Source organism: Lactococcus fujiensis JCM 16395, from assembly GCF_002441655.1.
In the GTDB taxonomy this organism is placed as follows: Bacteria; Bacillota; Bacilli; order Lactobacillales; family Streptococcaceae; genus Lactococcus; species Lactococcus fujiensis.
The window spans coordinates 97,308-119,795 of record NZ_JXJU01000003.1; the positions used below are offsets into that span (position 1 = coordinate 97,308).

Consider the following 22,488-nt stretch of genomic DNA (forward strand, 5'->3'; position numbering starts at 1 on the left):
AGAAAACTGGGCAAGAAAAATTCCTTCATTTGTGGTAGAATGTTAAAGTATAAAAAATTCTAGTGATAGTAAAATTCAATTGGAGATAAAATGCCAAGTACGACAAGAAGTAAAAAAAATAAAGCAACTGAAAATGAAGTTGAAGTAAGTGAAAATAAAAAAACTTTATCAAGAAAGAGAGATCATATTGGGTCAATACCCAAGCGTGTAAACATTCTTTTCTTTGTAATTTTTGTTTTGTTTATGATTTTGATTGTTAAACTTTATAATATGCAAGTATTAAATCAAAGTTTTTATGCAGACAAACTGAGTGGTGTAGGGTCTAATGTGACGATCACTACGGGGGCACCTCGTGGGAATATCTATGATGCGACTGGTAAGGCATTGGCATCAACTGTCCCCGTTGAAGCAGTCGAGTTTACACGTGGGCAAAACGCAACAGCTTCTGAAATGCGTAACGTAGCAGATCAGTTGTCAACCATGATTTCGTCAAGTTCAAGCACGACGACATTAACAACTCGGGATAAGAAAGACTATTATTTAGCCGACAGTACAAACCTTGCCAAAATCAATAGTAGCTTAGCAACCAAAGAAAAACAGGATAGTTCAGGGAACAACCTTTCCGGTTCCGAAATTTACCAGGTTCAACTTTCAAAAGTTAAAGACACAGATTTGAACTTCAATGCCCAGCAGACTTTTGCAGCGCAATTGTTCAAGAAAATGAATGGAACAGCAACTTTCCATACTACAATTATTGCGATTGGAGATATTACAGCTGAACAACAAGCAGCAATAGCTGAACGTGAGGGGGATCTGCAAGGTATATCAGTAAGCACAAGTTGGGATCGTTCTTATGCTAATAATTCATTGTCAACATTGGTTGGAACAGTCAGCAGTCAACAAGCAGGGCTTCCTGCTGAAGATGAAGCAGCTTACTTGAAAAAAGGCTATCAACGTAATGACCGTGTTGGGACATCTTATTTAGAAAAAGCCTACGAAGAATATCTTCAAGGCACCCATCAAATTAGTAAAGTTGTAATTAATAAGAGCGGCGATGTGTCTGGAACAAAAGTTGTTCAAGAGGGTAAAAAAGGAGATGACATCAAATTAACCGTTGACCTAAGTTTCCAACAAGGTGTTGATAATATTGTCAAAACACAAATGGATTCTGCTGTCGCACAAGGTTTCGCGACTTATTCAAATGGGGCCTACGCAGTCGTGATGAATCCTAAAACAGGGGCAATTTTAGCCATGTCAGGATTCCAGCGTGACCCGCAGACAGGGACAATGACTGCTGCAACAATTAATACCTTCACTCAAACATTCTTACCAGGGTCAGTTGTAAAACCAGCGACCTTGACAACAGGATGGAGTTTAGGTGCGATAACAGGCAATCAAACTTTCACTGCACAAGCAATTAACATTAAAGGCTCAAATCCAATTAAAGACGTTTGGGGGGATACAAATCCATTTGCATTGACAGCGGTACAGGCTCTTCAATATTCATCAAATACGTATATGACACAAGTCGCTTTAGCTATGCTTGGTCAAAGTTATTCTAATGGGATGTCTCTTTCTTCAAGTAAGGCGACAACAGCTTGGGATGCCTACCGTAAAATTTATGGCCAATATGGCTTGGGAACAGATGTAGGTTTTGATATTCCAAATGCAACAACTGGTTTCTTGGGTTCTAATACAACAGCGACCAATGCATTATTCGAAGCATTTGGTCAATATGACCAATTTTCTCCATTGCAACTCGCTGTTTATGCTTCAACCATCGCGAATGGCGGAACGCGTATCACTCCTCACATTGTTCAAGGAATATATGAGAGTAATTCGAATGGGTCAATGGGCAATTTAGTAAAAAAAGTTGAAACTAAGACAATGGACAAAGTGGATATTTCAGCGTCGGATATGGATATCATTCATCAAGGAATGTACGCTGTAACGCACGGAACAGATTCATTGACAACGGGACGTCGTATTCAAGACGGTGTGACACAAAGTATTTCTGGTAAAACAGGGACGGCGGAAACGGTTGCGGTTGATGCCAAAGGGTACACGCTTTATGCTGCCGATGGAAAAACAACCATTAAAACAACTGTATCAAATACTATTTCATTTGCACCATCTGAAAATCCAGAGATTGCTGTTGCCGTGATGGTTCCACATACTTCAACTGTTAACGGAGCGACTGCAGGGGTTGGACAATTGATTGCCAATGAAATCTATAAACTTTATTTTGGTAATCAAACTTATCAAAATGAAAACAATGCAACCAACTAAAAATATTCGACCAAGTTATTGGTCGAATATTAGTCTATACTGAAAGTTTAATTTGATGATTAAAAAAGTTTTTTTCAGCAGTATTAAAATAAGATTATCGTTGCCTAAATAGAAAAGGGAAGCAAAATAGATGTATTATCCAGAACCTATCGCAAAATTAATTGAATCTTTTTCCAAACTCCCAGGAATTGGTCAAAAAACGGCAACTCGGTTGGCCTTCTACACGATTGGTATGGAAGATCAGGCGGTGAATGAATTTGCTAAAAATTTACTTTCTGCAAAGCGTGATTTACACTTTTGTTCAATTTGCGGAAATCTGACTGAGACAGATCCTTGCGGGATTTGCACTGATCCAACGCGAGACAAGTCAATCATTTTGGTGGTTGAAGAACCCAAGGATGTTTTAGCCATGGAGAAAATTCGAGAATACCGTGGTCTTTATCACGTCTTACATGGCACCATTAGCCCAATGAACGGAATTTCACCAGATGAAATTAACGTTAAAAGTTTGATCAAACGATTGATGGGTGATGAAGTGGCGGAGGTGATTATTGCGACTAATGCCACCTCCGATGGCGAAGCCACGGCCATGTATTTGGCTCGAATGATTAAGCCGGCAGGAATCAAAGTCACTCGTTTAGCGCGTGGCCTTGCCGTTGGTTCAGATATTGAATACGCTGATGAGGTAACCTTATCAAAAGCAGTTGAAAATCGTCTCGAAATTTAATAAAATTAAATTATAAAACGAAAAAGGTTTTTATTTTTCAAGATGATTAAATGACAAAATCGACGGTCAGTGCTAAAATGGAAAAAGAATAATTTTGTCAGCTAAATCTACTGAAAGCATCGACGGTCAGTACTGACAGAAAAAATGGAGAAAAAATGAATATTATCGTACTATTCGGTGGTTTAAGTCCAGAGGCAGAAGTTTCTGCATCATCTGCAAAACAAATCAGTGAACATCTCGAAGCTGCAGGAAATAAAGTGGTTTCACTTAACTTGATTGGGGAGTACCCTGATTATCCTGATTTTGCAGCATTATATAAAGCAAAGGACGAATTAACTTCTGTTCACACTGACAAAACGGTTGAAATCACTGATCAGACTTTGAATTTAGCAAAATTAGCTGAGATTTGCTTTTTAGCAACGCATGGTGGTATTGGTGAAAATGGTCAGCTCCAGGCTTTACTCGAACTTAATAAGATTAAATTTACGGGCAATCGTTTCCTGAGTACTGGTGTTGCAATGGATAAAGCCTTATCTAAAAAATTGATGGCGCAAGATAAAGTTGGAGTTGCTAAAGAATATCTTCCAGCAGAAGTCAATGCCACTGTTTTCCCAATTGTTGTTAAACCTAATGCTTCGGGTTCAAGTATTGGCGTTCATTTTCCTAAAGATATGGAAGAATTTGAAGCACTTGATTTAGATGATGTTCTCATAGAACAACAACTTTTCGGTCGCGAATTTTCAGTAGGAGTTGTTGACGGCATTGCTTTGCCACCAATTGAAATTGTCACTACTGAAGGATTTTACGATTATCAAGCGAAATATAACCCTGGGTTTGTTCAAGAAATTTGCCCAGCAGATATTACTGAAACGGTTGATCAAAAATTGCGTGCAGCGGCTGAATATTGCCATAAGCAAATCGGATTTGAAGTCTATTCTCGTGCCGAATTTATTGTGGATGACAATGAAAAAATTTGGTTTATCGAGTCGAATTCAATTCCTGGGATGACGCCAATGAGTCTTTTACCACAAGAAGCAGCAGTTGTTGGAATGAGCTACACTCAATTGTGTGAAAAAATAATCGAACTAAGCCTTAAGGCTTGATGACAGAAGAAGTTTTGTCGAACAGGACAAGGCTTTTTTTGTTATAATGGAAGTTAATTATATTCCTGTCAGAGCTGACAGAAAACCGGGATGTGAAAATCATGAGGAACTTTGAAAATATCAATCGGATTGTCATAAAAGTTGGAACAAGTACTTTAACTTATGAAAATGGAAGTTTAAATTTACGCCGCATTGAACAACTGGCTCGTGTTATTTCTGATTTACAGAATTCAGGAAAACACATTGTCCTCGTTAGTTCAGGTGCAATTGGTGTTGGGGCGCAAAAAATGGGCTTGGATCATCGGCCGACAACAGTCAAGGGAAAACAGGCAGCTGCTGCAATTGGTCAAGCCCAACTGATGGAAATTTACGATGAATTTTTCCGTCAGTACAACCAATTGATTGGACAAGTTTTATTAACCCACATGGTGCTGACGGATGACAAAATGCATCAAAATGCCATTAATACATTTCAAACATTATTAGAGTATAATGCGATACCAATTGTTAATGAAAATGATACAGTCGTTACAGATGAAATTGTCTTTGGTGACAACGATACATTATCAGCACATATTGCAAGAATGGTTGATGCCGACTTGTTGATTATGTTGACAGATATTGACGGACTTTATGATGAAGATCCTAATGAAAATTTAGATGCGAAATTAATATCCGAAGTTAATGTCATTACAGATAAAATAAAACAAATGGCAGGTGGAGCTGGGTCGAATCGTGGAACAGGCGGGATGCAGACTAAGTTAATTGCTGCTGAAATTGCTCAAGGGTCATCTACGAAAACGGTAATCATGAATGGAAATAACCCGACAAAAATATATGATTTGTTGGAAGGAGAAAAAATTGGAACATACTTTGATTGTTGAACAAGCAAAAGCTGCAAAAAAGGCAAGTGACCAATTAGCAAATGCAGGGATTGAACAGCGCAATGCTGCTCTGTTTGCTATTGCTGAAGTGCTCGAAAAAAATATTGATTCGATAGTGTCGGCAAATGCTAAGGATCTTGCTAAGGCCGCCAATAACCCAATGCTTGACCGTTTAATCTTGAATGAAGAGAGAATCATCGCCATTGCAGATGCGACACGTAAGATCATTGATTTGCCGGACATTCTTGGTAATATAGATAAAATGTGGCAACGCCCAAATGGCCTGAAAATCGGACAACAACGTGTCCCGCTTGGATTAGTTGGAATTATTTATGAAGCCCGACCAAATGTAACGGTTGATGCGGCAGTACTCTGCATAAAATCAGGAAATGCATGCCTTTTAAGAGGAGGTTCTGATGCTATTTATTCGAACCTCGAATTGGTACGATTAATGCGACTGGCACTAAAAAGTGTTGGGTTGCCTGCAGAAGCCATTGAAATTATATCAGATCCATCACGTGAATCAGCAACTCAAATGATGAAATTGAATCAATATCTCGACGTCCTTATTCCCAGAGGTGGCGCAGGGTTGATTAAATCAGTCGTGCAAAACGCAACGGTTCCTGTAATTGAAACGGGTTCTGGAAATTGCCATATATATATTGATGAATATGCCGATTTAGAAATGGGATTAGATATTTTATTCAATGCGAAAACTCAACGGCCTTCGGTTTGTAATGCATGTGAAAGCCTTGTCGTTCATTCGAAAGTTGCAAATGAATTTTTAACTCAATTGGCTGAGCAAAATACAGGAATTGAATTACGTGGAGATGAACGTACACAAGCAATTATTCCTTGCACACCAGCTACTGATGAAGATTTTTATGAAGAATATAATGATTTGATTTTATCAATAAAGATCGTTGATGGCCTTGACGAAGCCATTGACCACATCAATGAACATAGCACCAAACACTCTGAAAGCATTGTGACGAAGGATTATAAAAATAGTCAAAAATTTCTCCAACGCATTAATTCAGCTGTAGTTTACATCAATGCATCCACAAGATTTACAGACGGTTATGAATTTGGCTTTGGTGCTGAAATTGGAATCAGCACACAAAAATTGCACGCACGTGGGCCGATGGGCATAGAGGCTCTTACTACGACCAAGTACATCGTTTACGGGAATGGTCAAATTAGAAAGTAATCGTCATCACTGGCAAGAGTAAAAGGAGTTGACATTTAGCAACTCCTTTTCTATTAAATTGAACAACTGCTTCCTTAATTTGGCATAAAAAATGCTATAATTAATGCATTATGAAACTCACATTAAAAGAAATTGCTAAAGTTGTCCATGCGAAAAATGATTGGTCAGTCCTGACAGATCGAGAAATCCCTAAAATAGAATTTGATAGCCGACTCATCGAGCCAGGGGATCTTTTCTTGCCCTTAAAAGGCGTGCGTGATGGTCATGATTTTATCCCAACAGCCTTTGAAAATGGTGCCTTTGCTACTTTTTCGGAAAAAAAGGTTGAACAAACACACCTCCTAGTTGATGACTGTCTTAAAGCATTTCAAGAGCTGGCTAAATACTACCTTGAAAAAACTAATGTCGAAGTGATTGCCGTGACTGGATCGAACGGTAAAACGACAACAAAAGACATGATTGCAGCGGTCTTATCTGAAAAATATTCTACATATAAAACACAAGGAAATCATAACAATGAAATTGGATTGCCTTATACCGTGTTGCATATGCCGGACAACACACAAAAGCTTGTGTTAGAAATGGGAATGGATCATCCTGGAGATATTGATTTTCTTTCAAATTTAGCACAACCTGATTTGGCTATTATTACCTTAATTGGTGAAGCTCATCTTGAATTCATGGGCAACCGTCGCAATATTGCCAAAGGAAAGATGGGGATTCAAGCAGGCTTGGGAGTTGAAAATGAATTAATTGCACCTGCAGATCCAATCATTAATGAGTTCATCTATAATCAACAAAAAATAACTCGATTTGGAGCAGATGAAGATATTTTTGTGACAAACCTTGTTGAACATCGCAATTATCTTTCGTTTAATACAAATTTCCTTAATGTTACAATCACCATTCCCGTTCCAGGTAAATACAATGCAACAAATGCGATGCTTGCTGCTTATGTAGGATTCAAAATGGGTTTGTCAGAGAAAGAAATTAAACAAGGACTTGAACATGTTGAGTTAACCAGAAATCGGACAGAATGGAAAAAAGCGGCAAATGGAGCTGATATTTTAGCCGATGTTTATAACGCTAATCCAACTGCGATGCGACTTATTCTTGAAACTTTCCAAGCCATCGAAAAAAATGAAGGGGGACGTAAATTAGTTGTCCTTGCAGACATGCTTGAATTGGGCAATCAATCAGCAGAACTCCATGCCAAAATGATTGAAAGCCTTAATTTTGAAATCCTTGATAAAGTATATCTTTATGGACCAATGATGAAATCACTCTATCAGGTTGCCAATGGTAACCCGAACGTAAGTTATTTTACCGATTTGGAAAATTTATCTGCAACAATCAAAAAAGATTTGCAACCAAATGACCAAATACTATTCAAAGGTTCAAACGGAATGAAGTTATTTAATGTCATTGAAGATCTTGAAAAAAATATCTCTTGAGGTATTTTTTTTTGATTTAATGCTTGACATATAAAATAAATAAATATATAATTCAATAATATATAAAATATTCAGTAAATTATATACATTTCAAATAAAGAGGAGAACCGCATGAAAAATAAAAAAATTATTGGAATTTCAGTGCTATCACTCCTTTCCATCGCCGTTCTCGCTGGCTGTGGAAAAGAAAGTACGACACAGAAAAATATCAAGTTTTCAATTCCGACAGATGTCTCTACCTTAGATTCTACGATTGTAACGGACCAATATTCCTATGATGTAATCGGGAACGTTGAAGAAGGTGCAACTCGTGTTGACAAGAATGGAGATGCTTCAATGGCTTTGGCCAAATCTATAGATGTTTCAAGTGATGGAAAGACTTACACCATTAATTTGAAACCAGGATTGAAGTGGTCAAATGGGGAGGCATTGACAGCAAAAGATTTTGTATACGCATGGCAACGAGCAGTTGACCCAGCAACGGCCTCACAGTATGCATATTTGATGGGAGCTGTTAAGAATGCAAATTCTATTTCTGAAGGAAAAGCTAATAAGGCTACGCTTGGAATAAAAGCAGATAGTGACACTAAATTGACTGTAAGTCTGGAACAACCAACACCTTACTTCAAGTTTTTGCTTTCTGAACCCGTTTATTATCCTGTAAATCAAAAAGCAGTGGATAAATATGGCAAGGAATACGGAACGTCTTCTGATAAGATGGTTTATTCAGGCCCATATATGTTTAAATCAACAAGTGGCTGGACAGGCTCCAATAAGAGCTTTTCGATTTACAAAAATCCCAACTACTGGGATAAGTCGCAAGTCAAGTCAAAACAGATTGATTTCCAAGTCATCACAAATGCGAATACAGGAGCTCAATTGTATAAACAAAATCAATTGGACTTTTCGCTCCTTCCAACCACTGATTTGATCACTGCCAATAAAGGCCAAAAAGGATTCACTGTCTTTAAACAAGCCAGAACAGACTATATCGAATATAATCAATCAGGTAAGGGAGCATCAAGCTCAGAAGCTCAAAAAGCATTGGCAAATCAAAAAATTAGAGAAGCACTTAATCTGGCAACGAATAGAGAAGCAGTGGTAGAAAATGCCCTCCCTTATTCGACAGCGGCTACGAGTTTTGTTCCTGCCGGAATGAGTAAAACAGCAGATGGTCAAGATTTTGCTAAATTTGCAAAACAAGATTATAGATATGATGCAGAAAAAGCAAAATCACTTTGGGAAGAGGGACTTAAAGAAGTTGGATTGACTAACTTGACACTAAGTCTTGAGGCAGCAGCAGATTTGGCACCGGCTAAAACAACAGCTAATTATTTGCAAACATCTTATGAAAAAACTTTACCGGGCTTGACTATCAATCTCAAATTGGTTCCATTCCAACAGCGATTGAAAGATGCTCAAAATGGAACGTTTGATATGGTGCTTTCAGGTTGGGGAGGCGATTATGCAGAACCTTCAACGTTCCTTCAACTTTTTGTGACAGGTCAATCTTATAATGATGGTAAATTCTCTAGTGCAAAATACGATGCGGCTTTCAAAGCAGCCTCTACTGCGCCAGATGTTCTCGATCAATCGAAAACAGATGCTGACTATAAGAAGATTGAAGAAGCCCTTTTTGAAGGATCGTACATCAATCCAATTGACTTCCAAGCAAGTCCTGCACTAGTTAATCCTAATTTGAAGGGATTCCAGTTCCATTCAACAGGTTTAACATATGATCTAAAAGAAGCATACATTAAATAAAAAGAGGAAAAAAGCAATTTTAATATAATATAAAATTGCTTTTTTTAATGTAAAAATAATAAAAAAATAAATATATATAAAAATATCATTTTTCTTGACAAACTTAAATGAATCTGATAAAATTGCAAACATAGTAAATTTTCAGAAAATAAAAAAAGATATGAAAATTGTTAAAAATACTTACTTGATTGAAATAAAGTATAGTTCACTCAAAAAGAAAAGAACAAACGTAATATTTCACTTTACATTTTAGTTAATTTTAAGTATAATACCAATATATCAAATTTTCTGACAATTACATTACATAATTCACAGAAAAAAATATGAAAGAGGGAAATTTCATGAAAACTTGGAAAAAAGTAGGTTTAGGAACTGTAACGATCGCGTCTGTTGCTTTGCTCGCCGCTTGTGGTAGTTCATCATCATCTAGCTCTGAAAAAGGTCGTGCACCTCAATTAGCAATCCCAACTGACATCTCAACGCTCGATTCTACAATGGCAACTGATACCTATTCAAATATATTTATCGGTAACACTGAAGAAGGAGCTACTCGTGTTGCGGCTAATGGAAAAGCGGAACCAGCGCTTGCTGAAAGCGTTGAATCATCTTCTGATGGCCTTACATATACAATTAAACTTCGTTCTGGTCTTAAATGGTCAAACGGTGATGCATTGACAGCAAAAGATTTTGTCTATGCATGGCAACGTGCAGTTAATCCTGCAACTGGATCACAATATGCATACCTTCTTGCAAACATCAAAGGTGCTAACGAAATTATGGCTGGTAAAGCAGCACCAAGCACTTTGGGTGTCGAAAAAGTTTCAGATACAGAATTAAAAGTAACGTTGACTCAACCGACACCTTACTTCGAATATCTCCTTGCTGAATCAGTTTATTACCCATTGAATCAAACATTCGTTGAAAAATACGGTAAATCATACGGAACTTCTTCAGAAAAAACGCTTTATTCTGGCCCATTCGTATTTAAAGGTAAAGGTTGGACAGGGACTAACGAATCATTCGAACTCGTAAAAAATGATAACTACTATGACAAGAAGAATGTAAAATCTGATGAAATCAGTTACCAAGTAGTTAAGAAACCTGAAACAGCTGTTCAACTCTTTAAACAAGGAAAACTTGACCAAGCTTCACTTGGTACGCCAGACCTCTACAATGCTAACAAAGGTTACACGAAAAATGCAAAACTTGTAGATCTTAAAGAAGCAACAACTGACTATATTCAATACAACCAGACAGGTAAAGGAACTTCAAGCGCAGTAGCAGCTAAGGCTTTACAAAACAAAAACATTCGTACTGCTTTAAATCTTGCAACAGACCGGGCAACAATTGTTGCTCAAACCACTGCAGGTTCTAAAGTAGCAACAGGTTTGACGCCTGCTGGTATGGCTCGTACGTCTGACGGTACTGACTTTGCAGAATATGCAAAACAACCTTATACATACGATGCAACTAAAGCAAAAGAATATTGGGAAAAAGGTCTGAAAGAAATTGGGGAAACTAAAGTTACCTTGACTTACGAAACAGACGCTGACTCAGTTACTGCTAAGCAAATGGCTGACTTCCTTCAAACATCACTTTCTAAAGCTCTTCCAGGCTTGACAATCAATGAAAAGATTGTTCCATTCCAACAACGTTTGAAAGACTCTCAAAATCATCAATTTGATATGGTCAATACACTTTGGGGTGGCGACTACGCTGAACCATCAACATTCCTTGCTCTCTTCACTGAAGGCTCTGGTTACAACGATGGTGGATTTGTCAACAAAGCCTACCAAGCAGCAATGACTAAAGCTTCAACACTTCCTAATGTAACAAACGATGATGCACGTAACGCAGATTATAAAGATGCTGAACAAGCCCTTTATGATGAAGCTAGCATCAATCCAATTTACTTCCGTACAACACCTGCACTTCGTAATCCTAACATGGTTGGCTTAGCCTTCCACGGAACTGGACTTTCATACGATCTCAAGAGCGTTTATATTAAGTAATAAGTTGAAATTAGAGTAAATGAAAAAGTAAGGGCCCCCTTGGCACCTACTTTTTCGTGTTTTATAATAGGAAAGAATAACATATGTTAGCTAAATACATTTTAAAGCGTATCGGTCTGATGCTGCTTACATTGTTCCTTGTCATTACTGCAACATTTTTCTTAATGCAAATAATGCCCGGAACACCATTCCACAATCCAAAGTTATCTCCTCAACAGCTTCAATCATTAATGGTAGCTTATGGGCTCGATAAACCACTCTGGTATCAATACCTTATCTATTTAGGACATGCATTCACTGGTAATTTTGGGACATCATTTACTTATACTAACCAACCTGTTAGTATGATGATTGCTCAACGTTTACCTGTTTCTGCAGAACTTGGTCTCCAAGCGATGATCATTGCCCTTATTTTTGGTACAATCTTCGGCGTACTTTCAGCACGTTACAGAAATACTTGGATTGATGGCCTCTTGAGTGTTATTTCGACATTTGCCTTCTCTGTACCTTCATTCGTTGTAGGGACTCTGCTTTTGCTTGTCTTTGGTTACGTAATGCAAGTATTGCCAGTAACTGGTTGGGATGGCTTTGCAACGGGCACATCAATAATGCCATCCATAGCCCTGTCGTTATCATCAATGGCACAAGTTACAGCATTTGTCAGGTCGGAAATGATTGAATCATTAAGTTCAGATTACATTCTTTTGGCTCGCGCTAAAGGTTTGTCAGATAAAGAAGTCCTTTGGAAACATGCGCTTCGTAACTCATTGATTCCTATGTTGACCTTGATTGGACCAATGACTGCTGGTTTGTTGACTGGTTCAGTACTTATCGAAACAATCTTCAGTATCCCAGGTATTGGACAACAGTTTGTTAATTCAATTCCATCTAAAGACTTCCCTGTTATTATGGGGACAACAATTGTATATGCGTTAATGTTGATGGTCATGATTTTGATTACCGATATTATCACGGCATTTGTTGACCCACGTGTTCGTTTAGACTAGGAAGGAGAGTAAAATAATGGAAAATGTAAATAAAAAGTTCACTCTCGTGGGAACGACAGATTCTCATGACATGGAATTGATTTCAAAACCTGCACTTACTTTCTGGCAAGATGCTTGGCGTCGTTTCAAAAAGAATAAAATTGCGGTCGTAGCAATGGTTGTGGTTTTTGCAACATTAATTTTCGCAGTTCTTTCAACAATTTTTGTGCCACAAAGTGCTGCAAACAACTTTAATCCTGATCAGGTCCAAGTTTATAAAAACTTACCTCCTAAATTAGGCAACTTAAATATTCCTGGTTGGAATGGCGATTTCACAACTCCTGGGAATACACTTTCTTCAAATGTCTATCAAGATCAAAAAGTTCCTGAAGGAACTTCGTACATTCTTGGTACTGATAATTTGGGACGCTCGTTAGCAAAACGTACGATTGTTGGTCTCCGTATCTCGCTATTAATTGCTTTCGCTGCCATTTTGTTTGATATTTTCATTGGGATTACTTATGGGTTGATTTCAGGCTGGGTCGGCGGTCGCGTCGATAATGTCATGCAACGTATTATCGAAATCATTTCATCAATTCCTTATCTTGTCATTGTAACAATGCTTGGTATGCTATTTGGTCAAGGGGTTACTTCAATTATTTTAGCAATCGGAATGTTCATTTGGACAGGGATTGCACGGCAAGTTCGTAATTTGACATTGAGTTGGAAAGAACGTGAATTTATTTTAGCCTCACGGACACTTGGTGAATCAACTTTCCGTATTATGATTCGTCACTTGCTTCCAAATATGTTAGGTGTTATTATCGTACAAATCATGTTCGATATTCCTTCAGTAATTTTCGCTGAAGCAACCTTATCAGCGATTAACCTTGGTGTTAAACCACCAACATCTTCACTTGGTTCATTGATTTCTGACGGTATCAGCAGTTTGCAATTCTATCCATATCAACTTGCGGTACCAGCTGTTGTCTTGTGTCTCTTGTCACTTTCATTCTTCTTGTTTGGTTATGGCTTGCGTGATGCATTTGACCCTAAATCTAGCGAGGATTAAAAATGTCTGAAAAAATATTAGAAGTAAAAAATTTACACGTTAACTTTAAAACTTACGCTGGAAAAGTAAAGGCAATCCGTAATGTCAATTTTGACCTTGAAAAAGGTCAAACGCTTGCTATCGTAGGTGAATCTGGCTCAGGTAAGTCAGTAACAACAAAAACATTGATGGGCTTGAATGCAAGCAATGCTGAAATTCCAGAAGGTGAATTACTTTATAAAGGTAATGACTTATTGAAACTTTCTGAAAATGAATGGCAAAAATTACGTGGGAATGAAATCTCAATGATCTTCCAAGATCCAATGACTTCTCTTGACCCAACGATGAAAATTGGGAAGCAAATTGCTGAACCATTAATGAAACACAGAGGCATGAAGAAGAAAGAAGCGCTTGCACGTGCTTTAGATTTGATGAAACAAGTTGGAATTCCAGCTGCCGAACAACACATCAATGACTATCCACATCAATGGTCAGGCGGAATGCGCCAACGTGCTGTTATTGCGATTGCACTTGCTGCAGACCCTGAAATTCTAATTGCTGATGAACCAACTACTGCCCTTGACGTTACAATTCAAGCGCAAATCATGCACATGATGGCAGAATTGCAAGAACGTATTTCATCATCAATTATCTTTATTACACATGACCTGGGAGTCGTTGCAGGTTTTGCTCATAAAGTTGCTGTTATGTATGCTGGCGAAATTGTTGAGTATGGTACTGTTGAAGAGATCTTCTACAACCCACAACATCCCTACACTTGGGGACTTTTGGATTCCATGCCTACGGTTGATACTAGTGTTGATCGTTTGGTATCGATTCCAGGTACACCTCCAGATTTGTTGAATCCTCCAAAAGGCGATGCCTTTGCAGCTCGTAACAAATTTGCTCTCGATATAGATTTTGAAGAAGAACCACCATTCTTTGAAGTCTCTCCTACTCACTTTGCGAAAACATGGTTGCTCGATCCTCGTGCACCTAAAGTTGAACCATCTGATAATATTAAGGCACGTTGGGCACGCTGGGCCAAAATGTCTGCGAAGGGAGACGTCGAATAATGACTGAAGAAAAGAAAAAACTCGTTGAGTTGAAGAATTTAAATCTTGTTTTCAATAAAGGAAAACGGAATGCAAACAAGGCTATTAATAACGTCTCATTTGATATTTATGAAGGTGAAACTTTTGGTCTTGTTGGTGAATCTGGCTCAGGTAAAACAACTATTGGTCGTGCGATTTTGAAATTGTATGATAAAGATATTGAATCTGGTGAGATATTGTTTAACGGAGTTGATGTTCGTAATCTTAAAGGCGAGGAATTGAAAAAATTCCGTTCTCAAGCCCAAATGATTTTCCAAGATCCACAAGCTTCGTTAAATGGCCGGATGCGTGTCAAAGATGTTGTCGCGGAAGGGATTGATGTTAATCATTTAGCAAAAGATGAGGATGACCGGACGAAACAAGTTGAACGTCTTTTGAAACTCGTAGGTTTGAATCATGACCATTTGACACGTTACCCACACGAATTTTCTGGTGGTCAACGTCAACGTATCGGTATTGCTCGTGCCCTTGCGGTTAAACCTAAATTTATTGTTGCCGATGAACCAATTTCTGCCCTTGACGTTTCGATTCAAGCCCAAGTTGTTAATTTGTTGAAAGATATTCAATCTAACAATGGCTTAACTTATTTGTTCATCGCCCATGATTTATCAATGGTAAAATACATTTCGGATCGTATTGGTGTCATGCACTGGGGTAAAATTTTGGAAATTGGAACTTCTGAACAAGTTTACAATCATCCAATCCATCCTTACACTAAATCATTGTTGAGTTCTATTCCTTCACCTGATCCTATTTCAGAACGTCAACGTACGCCAATCGTATATGATCCAACGGCTGAAACTGATGGGCAAGATCGTGAAATGCATGAAATTACACCAGGACATTTTGTTTTTGCAACAGAAGCAGAAGCTGAAGAATATAAGAAAACAGCAACTTTATAATTGAATCAATCGTGCTAAAAATGGCACATGAATTATGAGAACTTATCATCAAATGCTAAGTTCTTTTTCATTTTAAAGAACTTATTTTTTGTTATAATGAAATCGGATCCAATAATTAAAAAAATTACTGAAAGCGAGAATTAAATGAAAAAATTCTTAGTTCTTTATACTGCAGATCTCTCTGCTGAACCTCAGTTTGGTGAACTTTCACCAGAAGATATCGAAAAAATGAACAAAGCTTGGATGGATTGGGCTGAAAAAGCGGGTGACCATTTGGTTGATTTTGGAAATCCAACAGTTGCTGTGGCTGGCACTGCTCCAGGCGTGGGTGGTTATTCAATTTTGCAAGCCGAAAAAGTTGAAGACTTGGCTGAACTTGTTGAAGCTCACCCACATAAACAAATGGGCGGGAACCTCGATCTCTATGAAATTGTTACGCCACCAGGAATGTAATTTAGACTGGTCAAAAATTTCTGCACACTGCAGGGATTTTTTTATTTTCTCTGGTCTTATCAGTGTTGACAGATATCCCTACTGTATTATTATCACAGAATTTGCTATAATTAAAAGAACTTACTTTTCAGAGGAAACCAATGTAATACTTAATTTGATGTAGTTAAAATGAATAAAATTTAAGAGAGATAATAATTAAATGAGTAGAGAAGAAGAAATAAAAAAACGTCGTACGTTTGCGATTATAAGTCACCCGGATGCTGGTAAAACAACGATTACAGAGCAGTTACTAAAATTTGGTGGTGCCATTCGTGAGGCAGGTACGGTTAAAGCTCGTAAAACTGGGAACTTTGCTAAATCTGACTGGATGGATATTGAAAAAGAACGTGGAATTTCTGTTACATCGTCAGTCATGCAATTTGACTATGCAGGTAAAAGGGTCAATATTTTGGACACACCAGGGCATGAGGATTTCTCAGAGGATACCTATCGAACACTGATGGCTGTTGATGCTGCTGTAATGGTTATTGACTCAGCAAAAGGTATTGAAGCACAAACGAAAAAATTGTTCCAAGTTGTAAAGCACCGTAATATACCTGTTTTTACTTTCATAAATAAACTTGACCGTGATGGACGCGAACCTCTTGATTTACTAAGTGAATTGGAAGAAGTTCTAGGAATTGATTCTGTCCCAATGAATTGGCCAATCGGGATGGGGAAAAATTTCCAAGGGTTGTATGATTTTACAAATGACCGTGTGGAAGTCTATCAACCTACAGATGGGGAACGCTTTGTTGGCTTGTCAGAAGTGACAGCGGGGAATCACACACTTGCGAATAATCCATTCTACACACAAGCGGTTGAAGATGCTGAATTGTTAGCAGATGCGGGGAATCAATTTGATGAAGAAAAAGTTATTTCTGGTCAGTTAACACCTGTTTACTTTGGGTCAGCACTGACAAGTTTTGGGGTTCAAACTTTCTTGGAATCATTTCTTGAATATGCCCCAGAACCACATTCACATAAAACGGTTGATGATGAAGAAATTGAGCCACTTAACCCAGATTTTTCAGGCTTTGTCTTTAAAATTCAAGCCAATATGGATCCTCGTCACCGTGACCGAATTGCTTTTGTCCGGATTGTTTCTGGTGAATTTGAACGCGGAATGAGTGTAAACCTTGTTCGAACGGGCAAACAGGCAAAGCTTGCTAATGTTACTCAGTTTATGGCGGATAGTCGGGAAAATGTCCAAAATGCAGTAGCTGGAGATATTATTGGGGTGTATGATACAGGAACTTATCAAGTTGGAGATACAATGACGACTGGTAAACTCAAAAAAGCATTTGAACCTTTGCCAACATTTACACCTGAATTATTTATGCGAGTTCAAGCCAAAAATGTTATGAAGCAAAAATCATTCCATAAAGGTATCGAACAATTGGTACAAGAAGGTGCCATTCAGCTATATACAAATTTTACAACGGGGGATATTATGCTTGGTGCCGTTGGTCAATTGCAATTTGAAGTATTCAAAGACCGGATGGAACGGGAATATAATGCAGATATTATTATGACACCAATGGGCAAAAAGACGGTTCGTTGGATTAACCCAGAGCAATTAGATGAAAAAATGTCTTCATCACGTAATATTTTGGCACGAGATCGATTTGATCACCCGCTCTTCTTATTTGAAAACGACTTTGCTTTGCGCTGGTTTAAAGATAAATATCCTGATGTTGAATTAAAAGAAGAATTTTCGGTATAAAAATTATAAAATCTGTCATTTTGGACAGATTTTTTTGTCAAGAAAGCCCTTTGAAAAATTTTCAAGAAAATAAATGGTGTAAGTAATCATTATGTGGTATAATAGATAAGTTACATCAGGCGAGTTGATTCATAAAAAAGTTGTCGCCTGTAATAGAGCTTCGTACTCTGTAATAATATGATTGTCGGAAGACAAAATTTAGAAAACTATAGGTGAATATTTGAAATTCAACGAACTTGGTCTCTCAGAAGGCCTTCTTGCAGAATTAACAGCAATTGGCTACGAAAAACCAACTCCAATTCAAGAGCAAACAATTAAACTTGCCCTTGATGGTAAAGATGTACTCGGACAAGCACAAACAGGGACTGGTAAAACAGCCGCGTTTGGTTTGCCAACAATTGAAAAAATCGATAATAATGGTGGCTTACAAGCTCTTGTCATTGCACCAACTCGTGAACTTGCTGTTCAAAACCAAGAGGAATTATTCCGTTTTGGTAAATATAAAGGCTTGAAAGTCCGCACAGTATATGGTGGTTCAAGCATTGAAAAACAAATTAAAGCACTCAAATCAGGTGTCCATATTGTTGTTGGTACACCAGGTCGTTTGGTGGACTTGATTAAACGTAAAGCATTGAAATTGGATACCATTGAAACATTGATTCTTGATGAAGCTGATGAAATGCTTAATATGGGATTCCTTGAAGATATTGAATTCATTATCGGAAGTACACCAAGTACACGTCAAACATTACTTTTCTCAGCAACCATGCCAAATGACATCAAAAAAATTGGTGTTAAATTCATGCATGATCCACAACAAATCAAAGTAGCAGCGAAAGAAATGACCGCTGATAACATTGATCAATATTATATCAAAGCGAAAGAATTTGAAAAATTTGATATTTTGACTCGTTTACTTGATGTAGAACGTCCCGAACTTGCAATTGTTTTTGGACGTACAAAACGTCGTGTTGACGAATTGATTCGTGGACTTAAACTTCGGGGTTACCGCGCTGAAGGAATGCATGGTGACTTGGATCAAAACAAACGTTTGGCCGTTTTGCGTGATTTCAAAGCAGGGCATATTGATGTCTTAGTCGCAACAGACGTTGCAGCGCGTGGACTTGATGTATCTGGTGTGACGCACGTTTACAATTACGACATTACTCAAGATCAAGAAAGCTACGTTCACCGTATTGGACGTACAGGTCGTGCTGGTAACAAAGGTCGTTCAACAACCTTTGTTTCTTATAATGAAATGGGTTACCTCCGTGCCATCGAGAACATGACTAAAAAGCCTATGAAAGGCATTAAACCACCAACTAAAGATGAAGCCTACAAAGCCTCTCTTGGTGTTGCTATGGATGAAGTCATGCGTGATCTAGACATAGCTTCAAATGCAGATGCACAAACTAAGTTGCACAAATTTGATAAACAAGCTGAAAAATTACTTGAACAATTTGATGCCATGGAATTGGTTGATCTACTCTTACAAAGTCGTGTAAAAGATCCTGATAATCAAGAAGAAGTTAAAATTTCTGCTGAACGTCCATTGCCATTTAACGGTGAAGATGGCCGAGGTAAAAAACCACGTGCAGGACATCGTAATCGCGATAAGAAAGATCGCAAATGGCGTGATCGCGATGACGATAACCGTGGTGGATATCGTGGCAATCGTGATAAAGATGGTAAAGGTGATCGTAAACCTTGGAATCGTGACCGTGATAAAGATCGTGGCGGATACAAAGGAAAACGTGAAGACCGTAAATTTGACAACAAAAACTCAAATAAAAAACCACGTAAATCAACAGGAACTGAAAAGAGTGCTGGTTTTGTGATGCGCAACCGTGGAGATAAATAATTCACAAGTCTCCATTTCCATTCTCGCTAAGCGCCCAAAGGTGTAAGGCGAATGGGAATCATTTGTATTGGTGAAGATGAATTCATTTTTATTAAAATCTGTCAGTGATGACAGATTTTTTTGATAAAAACATGTTATAATAGTTTTAATAGAAATGCCAGAATACCTTATTCTACTTGAATAGGGACAATTAGAAAAAGAGAATTTATATATGACAAATAAAAATTTTAAATCCGGCTTTGTGGCTATTTTAGGTCGTCCAAATGTTGGCAAATCAACCTTTATGAATCATGTCATGGGGCAAAAAATTGCCATCATGTCGGATAAGCCTCAAACTACGAGAAATAAAATTCAAGGAATCTATACAACTGAAAATGAACAAATTGTGTTCATTGACACTCCGGGAATTCACAAGCCGCACAATGCATTAGGTGACTTTATGGTTCAATCAGCATATTCGACACTTCGTGAATGTGATGTCGTTCTGTTCATGGTTGCCGCAGATGAGCCTCGGTCAACCGGTGAAAATATGATTATTGAACGCTTGAAAACAGCAGAAGTTCCAGTTATTCTGGTGGTCAATAAAATTGATAAAATACATCCAGACCGATTGTTTGAAATCATCACTGATTATACTTCACAAATGGATTTTGCAGAAGTTGTACCAATTTCAGCTTTAGCTGGAAATAATACGGAAACATTACTTCAAACTCTATCTGATAAGTTGTCGGTAGGACCACAATACTTCCCAGAAGACCAAATCACTGATCACCCAGAACGTTTTTTGGTTTCAGAAATGATCCGTGAAAAAATCTTGCTCTTAACGAGAGAAGAAGTTCCACATAGCATTGCTGTCATTACTGACAAGATGTCTCGCGATGAAGAAACTGGAAAAATTCACATCATGGCAACCATTATTGTTGAACGGAAGTCTCAAAAAGGAATTGTTTTGGGTAAAGGTGGAGACATGATTCGTAAAATTGGAAAAATGGCTCGACGTGATATTGAAGTAATGCTGGGAGATAAAGTCTACCTTGAAACTTGGGTCAAAGTCAAGAATGATTGGCGTGATCGGAAAATGGATTTAGCCGATTTCGGTTATAAAAAAGACGATTATATGTAATAATGAATGGCGAGAAATCGTCATTTTTTAATTTTTATGAAAAAATTGTTTTTTGCAAATTTACTGAACTTTCCACACAAATATATGTTTTCTGTAATCTTTTGTGATATAATAGGAGAATTAAATCTTATTTGAGGAGCTTATAATAAATGTGTGGTTTTTTATTTATGGGAGTAGCAGATCTTGCTGACGAGGAGGTCATTGAAAGTTTGGAATTGATTCAACACCGGGGACCCGATGATGCTCAATTCGTTCGTGACGCGCTAGGAAATGACTTTTGTTTTCAACGCTTATCAATTATGGATCTTTCTGTTTTAGGGCGCCAGCCCTTTGAGTTAAACGGCAAACGACTGATGTGTAATGGCGAGGTCTATAACTTTACTCAATTGCGCAAATTTCTTGAAACTAAAGGTTACCATTTCACCGGAAATTCTGACTGCGAGGTTCTTATTCCTTTATTTGAAACACAAGGCATCGAAAATATGGTTAAAATGTTAGATGCCGAATTTGCATTGATTTTGGTTGATGAAAATACCAACGAAGTTTTTGCTGCGCGTGACCCTTTTGGAATTCGCCCACTTTTTTATGGATATGCCAAGAAAACTGGTAAGATTTGTTTTGCATCGGAAGCTAAGGCCCTGATTAAAAATTGTCACGATGTTGCCCCATTTCCACCAGGCTATTATTACGCTGCAGGTGAATTTCATCTGTACCACGATATCTCAAAAGTTGATGTTATCGTCGAAGAGCCTTTGGCTGAAATTTCAGGGCATATTCGTCGCAAATTGGAACGTGCGGTAAAAAAACGCCTCCATGCTGATGCTCCAATGGGGTATTTATTATCCGGAGGACTTGATAGTTCACTTGTTTGTGCAATTGCTGCCCGTGAATTGGAACAGCCCATTAAAACCTTCGCAATAGGAATGGAGACTGATCCAATTGATTTAAAATATGCTAAAGAAGTTGCTGATTTCCTAAAATCTGAACACACTGAAGTTATTATGACAAAAGAGGACGTCTTGGAAAATTTGCGTGAAGTGATTTACCACCTCGAGACTTGGGATATTACCACCATCCGTGCATCAATTGGCATGTATATGATTTGTAAGTACATTCATGAAAACACTGAATTGAAAGTGTTAATGACTGGTGAAGTTTCTGACGAAATGTTCGGGTACAAATATACTGATTTCGCCCCATCAGCATCGGAATTTCAAATGGAAGCTGCAAAGCGGGTTCGTGAGCTCTACATGTATGACGTTTTACGAGCCGACCGGTGCCTCGCTGCTAACTCACTTGAGGCACGTGTGCCATTTGCTGACTTAGACTTTGCCAAATATGTCATGTCAATCAATCCTGAACGTAAGCTCAACACCTATAACAAAGGAAAATACCTACTCCGTCATGCTTTTGAAGGAACGGAACTTTTACCAGATGAAATCCTATTCCGTGAAAAAGCTGCCTTCTCTGATGCTGTAGGACATTCTATGGTTGATTATTTGAAAGCATATGCTGAAGAAAAATATTCAGATGAAGATTTAGCTCAAGCTCCTATTAAATACCCTACACATACACCATTTACCAAGGAATCTCTCATGTACCGAGATATATTTGAAGAATTTTATCCTGGTTATGATGGATGGATCAAGGATTTCTGGATGCCGAATAAAGCTTGGGTGGGCGAAGAAGTCAATGATCCATCAGCGCGAGTCCTTTCAAATTATGGCGAATCGGGAAAATAACAGGTGTTTTTGTTCGATGTATTGAATTGGAATAGTAAATTTCACGA

The 22,488-nt window shown here is 38.0% G+C and carries 17 protein-coding genes; all 17 read left to right on the forward strand.

From position 1 onward, the window contains the following. Positions 1-90 precede the first annotated feature (90 nt). The 17 genes from RT41_RS03405 to asnB all read left to right on the forward strand — a co-directional run bounded on the left by RT41_RS03405 (position 91) and on the right by asnB (position 22,441). A complete protein-coding gene (locus tag RT41_RS03405) occupies positions 91-2,289 on the forward strand; it encodes a peptidoglycan D,D-transpeptidase FtsI family protein (RefSeq protein WP_096817465.1) in 2,199 nt (732 codons plus the stop codon). A 130-nt stretch (positions 2,290-2,419) separates the two neighbouring features. Then, positions 2,420-3,016, forward strand: a complete 597-nt coding sequence (gene recR / locus RT41_RS03410) for a recombination mediator RecR (RefSeq protein WP_096817467.1) — start codon at positions 2,420-2,422, stop codon at positions 3,014-3,016. A gap of 155 nt (positions 3,017-3,171) precedes the next feature. Then, positions 3,172-4,119 carry a D-alanine--D-alanine ligase family protein gene (locus RT41_RS03415; RefSeq protein WP_096817468.1) on the forward strand — a complete coding sequence of 316 codons (948 nt, stop codon included), beginning with the start codon at positions 3,172-3,174 and terminating at the stop codon, positions 4,117-4,119. A 101-nt stretch (positions 4,120-4,220) separates the two neighbouring features. Then, positions 4,221-5,003, forward strand: coding sequence for a glutamate 5-kinase (gene proB / locus RT41_RS03420; RefSeq protein WP_096817471.1), 783 nt, complete (start codon positions 4,221-4,223; stop codon positions 5,001-5,003). After that, positions 4,981-6,213: a glutamate-5-semialdehyde dehydrogenase gene (locus RT41_RS03425; RefSeq protein ID WP_096817473.1), complete on the forward strand. Its 1,233-nt coding sequence runs from the start codon at positions 4,981-4,983 to the stop codon at positions 6,211-6,213. The genes proB and RT41_RS03425 overlap by 23 nt, the downstream gene beginning before the upstream one ends. A 110-nt stretch (positions 6,214-6,323) precedes the next feature. After that, entirely contained in the window at positions 6,324-7,667 is a 1,344-nt protein-coding gene (locus RT41_RS03430; RefSeq protein WP_096817475.1) for a UDP-N-acetylmuramoyl-tripeptide--D-alanyl-D-alanine ligase, read from the forward strand. Positions 7,668-7,778: 111 nt separating this feature from the next. After that, positions 7,779-9,431, forward strand: a complete 1,653-nt coding sequence (locus RT41_RS03435) for a peptide ABC transporter substrate-binding protein (RefSeq protein WP_096817477.1) — start codon at positions 7,779-7,781, stop codon at positions 9,429-9,431. A gap of 341 nt (positions 9,432-9,772) precedes the next feature. Beyond that, positions 9,773-11,443 (forward strand): peptide ABC transporter substrate-binding protein, encoded by a 1,671-nt coding sequence (locus tag RT41_RS03440; RefSeq protein WP_096817631.1) that lies wholly within the window; start codon positions 9,773-9,775, stop codon positions 11,441-11,443. A gap of 83 nt (positions 11,444-11,526) precedes the next feature. After that, on the forward strand, positions 11,527-12,450 hold the full coding sequence (locus tag RT41_RS03445) for an ABC transporter permease (RefSeq protein ID WP_054639124.1): 924 nt from the start codon (positions 11,527-11,529) through the stop codon (positions 12,448-12,450). Between the two features lie 16 nt (positions 12,451-12,466). Next, entirely contained in the window at positions 12,467-13,501 is a 1,035-nt protein-coding gene (locus tag RT41_RS03450; protein WP_096817479.1) for an ABC transporter permease, read from the forward strand. Positions 13,502-13,503: 2 nt separating this feature from the next. After that, positions 13,504-14,556 carry an ABC transporter ATP-binding protein gene (locus tag RT41_RS03455; protein WP_096817481.1) on the forward strand — a complete coding sequence of 351 codons (1,053 nt, stop codon included), beginning with the start codon at positions 13,504-13,506 and terminating at the stop codon, positions 14,554-14,556. Further along, complete coding sequence (locus tag RT41_RS03460; protein WP_096817483.1) at positions 14,556-15,497, forward strand: ABC transporter ATP-binding protein; 942 nt, start codon at positions 14,556-14,558, stop codon at positions 15,495-15,497. Before RT41_RS03455 ends, RT41_RS03460 begins: the two co-directional genes overlap by 1 nt. Positions 15,498-15,641: 144 nt before the next feature. After that, positions 15,642-15,950, forward strand: coding sequence for a YciI family protein (locus tag RT41_RS03465; protein ID WP_096817484.1), 309 nt, complete (start codon positions 15,642-15,644; stop codon positions 15,948-15,950). A gap of 199 nt (positions 15,951-16,149) precedes the next feature. Beyond that, complete coding sequence (locus RT41_RS03470; RefSeq protein WP_096817486.1) at positions 16,150-17,715, forward strand: peptide chain release factor 3; 1,566 nt, start codon at positions 16,150-16,152, stop codon at positions 17,713-17,715. 220 nt (positions 17,716-17,935) lie between these two features. Continuing rightward, positions 17,936-19,576 carry a degradosome RNA helicase CshA gene (gene cshA, locus RT41_RS03475; protein WP_096817488.1) on the forward strand — a complete coding sequence of 547 codons (1,641 nt, stop codon included), beginning with the start codon at positions 17,936-17,938 and terminating at the stop codon, positions 19,574-19,576. A gap of 211 nt (positions 19,577-19,787) precedes the next feature. Then, positions 19,788-20,699: a GTPase Era gene (gene era / locus RT41_RS03480; protein WP_096817490.1), complete on the forward strand. Its 912-nt coding sequence runs from the start codon at positions 19,788-19,790 to the stop codon at positions 20,697-20,699. A 149-nt stretch (positions 20,700-20,848) separates the two neighbouring features. Continuing rightward, complete coding sequence (asnB, locus tag RT41_RS03485) at positions 20,849-22,441, forward strand: asparagine synthase B (RefSeq protein WP_096817492.1); 1,593 nt, start codon at positions 20,849-20,851, stop codon at positions 22,439-22,441. The last annotated feature ends 47 nt before the right edge of the window (positions 22,442-22,488 follow it).

Excerpts from the sequence above, each read along its gene's own strand:
- RT41_RS03440 (WP_096817631.1), top strand. The coding sequence starts at position 9,773 with ATGAAAACTTGGAAAAAAGTAGGTTTAGGAACTGTAACGATCGCGTCT.
- RT41_RS03470 (WP_096817486.1), top strand. The coding sequence starts at position 16,150 with ATGAGTAGAGAAGAAGAAATAAAAAAACGTCGTACGTTTGCGATTATA.
- proB (WP_096817471.1), top strand. The coding sequence starts at position 4,221 with ATGAGGAACTTTGAAAATATCAATCGGATTGTCATAAAAGTTGGAACA.
- asnB (WP_096817492.1), top strand. The coding sequence starts at position 20,849 with ATGTGTGGTTTTTTATTTATGGGAGTAGCAGATCTTGCTGACGAGGAG.
- RT41_RS03405 (WP_096817465.1), top strand. The coding sequence starts at position 91 with ATGCCAAGTACGACAAGAAGTAAAAAAAATAAAGCAACTGAAAATGAA.
- RT41_RS03430 (WP_096817475.1), top strand. The coding sequence starts at position 6,324 with ATGAAACTCACATTAAAAGAAATTGCTAAAGTTGTCCATGCGAAAAAT.
- recR (WP_096817467.1), top strand. The coding sequence starts at position 2,420 with ATGTATTATCCAGAACCTATCGCAAAATTAATTGAATCTTTTTCCAAA.
- RT41_RS03435 (WP_096817477.1), top strand. The coding sequence starts at position 7,779 with ATGAAAAATAAAAAAATTATTGGAATTTCAGTGCTATCACTCCTTTCC.
- era (WP_096817490.1), top strand. The coding sequence starts at position 19,788 with ATGACAAATAAAAATTTTAAATCCGGCTTTGTGGCTATTTTAGGTCGT.
- RT41_RS03415 (WP_096817468.1), top strand. The coding sequence starts at position 3,172 with ATGAATATTATCGTACTATTCGGTGGTTTAAGTCCAGAGGCAGAAGTT.
- RT41_RS03455 (WP_096817481.1), top strand. The coding sequence starts at position 13,504 with ATGTCTGAAAAAATATTAGAAGTAAAAAATTTACACGTTAACTTTAAA.
- RT41_RS03460 (WP_096817483.1), top strand. The coding sequence starts at position 14,556 with ATGACTGAAGAAAAGAAAAAACTCGTTGAGTTGAAGAATTTAAATCTT.
- RT41_RS03445 (WP_054639124.1), top strand. The coding sequence starts at position 11,527 with ATGTTAGCTAAATACATTTTAAAGCGTATCGGTCTGATGCTGCTTACA.
- RT41_RS03465 (WP_096817484.1), top strand. The coding sequence starts at position 15,642 with ATGAAAAAATTCTTAGTTCTTTATACTGCAGATCTCTCTGCTGAACCT.
- RT41_RS03450 (WP_096817479.1), top strand. The coding sequence starts at position 12,467 with ATGGAAAATGTAAATAAAAAGTTCACTCTCGTGGGAACGACAGATTCT.